Here is a 3,454-nt window from a genome sequence, read left to right as displayed (position 1 = left end):
CGGCGGCCAGAGCTCTGGTCTTTTGGCGGGCGGAAATGGCTTCAGACCGAAACCGATGTTGCCCTGGTTCACGGCAGTGACGAGCCTTTTATACGGACGCCCCGCCACCCGCTTTACTGGCGCTGGCATGATGAGCAGTGGCAGGAGCGGGTGTTCGATCGCTGGCAGCCGCTCAATCCGGATGCACCGGTCACTCACGTGACATTCTGGGAGGCGGAGGCCTGGTGCCGTTGGGCGGGGCGTCGGCTGCCGACGGAATACGAGTGGGAAGTCGCGGCTCTGGGCAATCGCCCGGGCGAGCCCTTCCGGCGCTTTCCCTGGGGCAACTCGGCGCCGACCGAACAGCTGGCGGATCTCAACGGGCGCGCCATGGCGCAGAGCCCGGTGTTCGACTTTCCTGCGGGTGACAGTCCGTTCGGCTGCCGGCAGATGACTGGCACGGTCTGGGAGTGGACCGGCGATCAGTTCCTGCCCTACGACGGTTTCAAAGTGGATATGTACCCTTTCATGTCCACCCTGCAGTTCGGTGATCACAAAGTCACCAAGGGGGGCAGTTGTGCAACGTCATCCTGCCTTATCCGGGGTACCTATCGGCAGGCCTATCTTCCGCTTCGGAACGACGTATATACTGGTTTTCGAACCTGCGCGCTCGAAAAGCCCTGAACGTCGACTGTAATCGCCGATACAGTTAATCAGGTTTGCCGACAACCAGGGATGGTTTGGCGGGCTTTTTATCGATCAGATGACTGGCAAGGGCCACGCCGGTTTCACTCATGGTCAGGTAGGCTTCATCGGCCCCGGCTTCCCGGATCTGTTTTGCCTCATCTTCATACATGGTGTGGGCCACGATAAAACCCTTGAAACCCAGTTTGCGCAGCATTCGGGCGGCGATCAGTTTGCCTTCTATGTCACCCATTGCCAGGATCACCGACTGCACTGCAGGCATGTGCAACCCGTTCCAGAAGGACGCATCCTCGGCATCAGCAAAAACCACGTTGCGGCCTTCTTTCTGGTGTTGACTGGCTTTTGCAGGGTCGGAATCCAGCCCCATCAGTTTGGGCTGATCCTCGCAGAGCCAGTCGTAGGCTGCGGTCCCTGTCCGCCCCATGCCCATGATCAGGACGCGGGTATCCCCGAGGGAAATCGGTTGTTCATCGGGATGATGTTTGCTGCCTTCAAAGCGGCTGAGATCCTGGGAGTAACGTTCATAAAGGCCGTGCGCAAACCGGTTGATCGGGGCAGAAACCAGGAACGACAGCGACACCGAAATTGCCAGAGGGACCAACCACTCCGGCAAGGCAACGCTTGCCACAATCAGGCCGAATTCGCTGTAGTTGGTCAGTGCCAGGGCGCTCAGGAAGCCGCTGCGGGCCCGTAAACGGAAGGCCAGCAGCAGGAAGAAGAACAGGATGCCTTTCAGTGGCAGCACCAGCCCCGCAATGATTGCGAAAATGAGCGCATCCCCGTCGGGCAGACCGCCAATGCCAATCTGTAGGAAGAAACCCACCAGGAACACTTCCTTGACGCTCCAGAGCGACTTGGAGAGTTCCTGCGACCGGGGGTGATTGGCCAGCATGGCACCGAAAACCAGCGCGCCGAGCTCCGAGCTGAGGCCGACGGCCTCAAAGCCAAGCCCGCCGACAACGAGTGCCAGAAGCAGTCCCAGGAGCACCAGCAGTTCGTCGTGGCCGCTGGCATCGAGCAACCGGAACAGCAGAGGGCGAAGCAGGGGAAGTCCGAATACAATCAGGGCCCATTCGGAGGGCGTTTTACCAGCGGCCAGGCTCATGACAACCAGGGCGATCAGATCCTGCATGATCAGGATGCCGATGGCGACCCGGCCATGGAACGCCCGCAGTTCCCGTTTGGATTCAAGAACCTTGGCGGCCAGCACCGTGCTCGAGAATGACAAGGCGATGGCCAGCATCAGCGCGGTCGACCAATCGAGGTCCATCAACAGGTAGACACCGGGGGTAAATACCGCGCAGGTGATGCCAAAGTGCAGAAGGCTGCCGCCAATCACTTCCGGACTGACGATGGATCGGAGCTTCAGCTTGAGCCCCACGGTGAATAGCAAGAGGAGCACGCCAAGGTGCGCGATGTGCTGGAGAACAGCGGTCTCCTCAATAACAACGCCGGTTGCCTCGGCAATGCCACTGAGCACAAAGCCGGCAGCCAGGTAGCCAACAAGGGGAGGGAGACCAACGAGCTTGACCAGCAGGCCAAGACTGAAGGCAAAGGTAATCCAGATCGCTTCAGGCATGAGGTATCATTTCAGACGTCGAAAGCACAATGGTTGCTAGGCTACCCTGTTTTGCCGTGCCCTTGTAGTCGCTGAAGGTGGAATGCTGGCATATTGCTTGGTCGAGGCTCACCTGACCGGTTGGCCGAGGAACGCCCGGAACAGTTCTGCGGATTCTTCCGGGGCCTCCACCATTGGAGCGTGGCCGATGCCTTCCATCAGCTCCAGCCTGGCATCCGGGATTGCTGCTGCAAACACCTCGCCGTTCCGGTAGTTGATCACCCGGTCTTCCTTGCCCCAGATGATCAGAACTGGGGCCTGGATACGGGTAATGGCATTGCGGAAATCTGCCCCGGAACCGGCATCGCGAATGGCGGCAAAGATGACCTCGTTGACCTCCCGGTTGGCGATGGCGCGCTCCTCCAGCACGCCCATAATGGGCCAGGGCACAAACGGTTTTTTCTCCAGTGCGAAGTCCATCAGGCGTTCAAAGTCACCGGGCTGTTTCGGAATCAGGGGGTTGTCACCGGCCTTAACCAGATCCACCAGTTCGCTCTCGTATTCCAGGATGCCGGCGGGACTGAACAGTACCGCTGATTGCACCTTGTCCGGATGATTGGCGGCGTAAAGCGCGGTAATCGCCCCGCCCATGGAGTTACCCATGACGTGTGCCTCATCAACCGACAGCGCGTCGAGGATGCGTGCGACATAACCGGCCTGATCTTCCAGGCGGTAGCCGATGTCGAGGGGCTTGCTGCTGTCACCATGCCCCGGCAGATCGATCGCATAGACATTGAAGTCGTCGGTCAGGTGGCCGGCCAGACGGGTCCAGTTGTCCTTGTTGGCCCCGAAGCCATGGATCATGACGATGGTGTCGCCTGCGCTCATTTCCTGGTTCCTGAGATAGGCGATGTCAAGGTTGCCCACTGCCACGCTCGCCGCCTCCAGACCCGCCGATGATCGTTCAAAATCAATCGCGGTCTGGTAGATGTCCTGACGAGAGCAGGCACTGAACAGCAGGGAAGCGGCCAGTATGATCAGCAGGTATACCGGTGACGGGCGGCGCATCGAAGGGACTCCTTTGGGCGATGTGGTCGGAACTTTGTGTCCGCAGTCTACCTTACTCTCGGGCCGGAGAATGGGAATTGCTTCCCCTGCCCGGCATAAAAAAAGACCCGGCCAACGGGCCGGGTCTCATCAGTGGGCCATTCA

General features: G+C 59.6%; 3 protein-coding genes. 1 reads left to right on the top strand and 2 read right to left on the bottom strand.

Features of this window, described 5'->3' with window-relative positions; all coding sequences use genetic code 11:
• A partial coding sequence (locus B2W52_RS03060; protein WP_286801201.1) for an SUMF1/EgtB/PvdO family nonheme iron enzyme occupies window positions 1-663 on the top strand: 663 nt, incomplete at its 5' end.
• 25 nt (window positions 664-688) lie between these two features.
• Here the strand turns inward: B2W52_RS03060 and B2W52_RS03055 are convergent.
• Together B2W52_RS03055 and B2W52_RS03050 are read right to left on the bottom strand one after the other, a co-directional pair.
• Entirely contained in the window at window positions 689-2,263 is a 1,575-nt protein-coding gene (locus tag B2W52_RS03055; protein ID WP_273017855.1) for a cation:proton antiporter family protein, read from the bottom strand.
• Window positions 2,264-2,371: 108 nt separating this feature from the next.
• Window positions 2,372-3,310 (bottom strand): alpha/beta fold hydrolase, encoded by a 939-nt coding sequence (locus B2W52_RS03050; RefSeq protein ID WP_273069972.1) that lies wholly within the window; start codon window positions 3,308-3,310, stop codon window positions 2,372-2,374.
• Between the last annotated feature and the right edge of the window lie 144 nt (window positions 3,311-3,454).

The organism is Marinobacter sp. UBA2498 (assembly GCF_002341575.1).
GTDB classification, from domain to species: domain Bacteria; phylum Pseudomonadota; class Gammaproteobacteria; order Pseudomonadales; family Oleiphilaceae; genus Marinobacter; species Marinobacter manganoxydans.
Note: the sequence above shows the minus strand (reverse complement) of the source record. Positions and strands in the feature narration are given on the sequence as shown.

Coding starts and splice junctions, on each gene's coding strand:
- B2W52_RS03055 (WP_273017855.1), bottom strand. CDS start 2,263: ATGCCTGAAGCGATCTGGATTACCTTTGCCTTCAGTCTTGGCCTGCTG.
- B2W52_RS03050 (WP_273069972.1), bottom strand. CDS start 3,310: ATGCGCCGCCCGTCACCGGTATACCTGCTGATCATACTGGCCGCTTCC.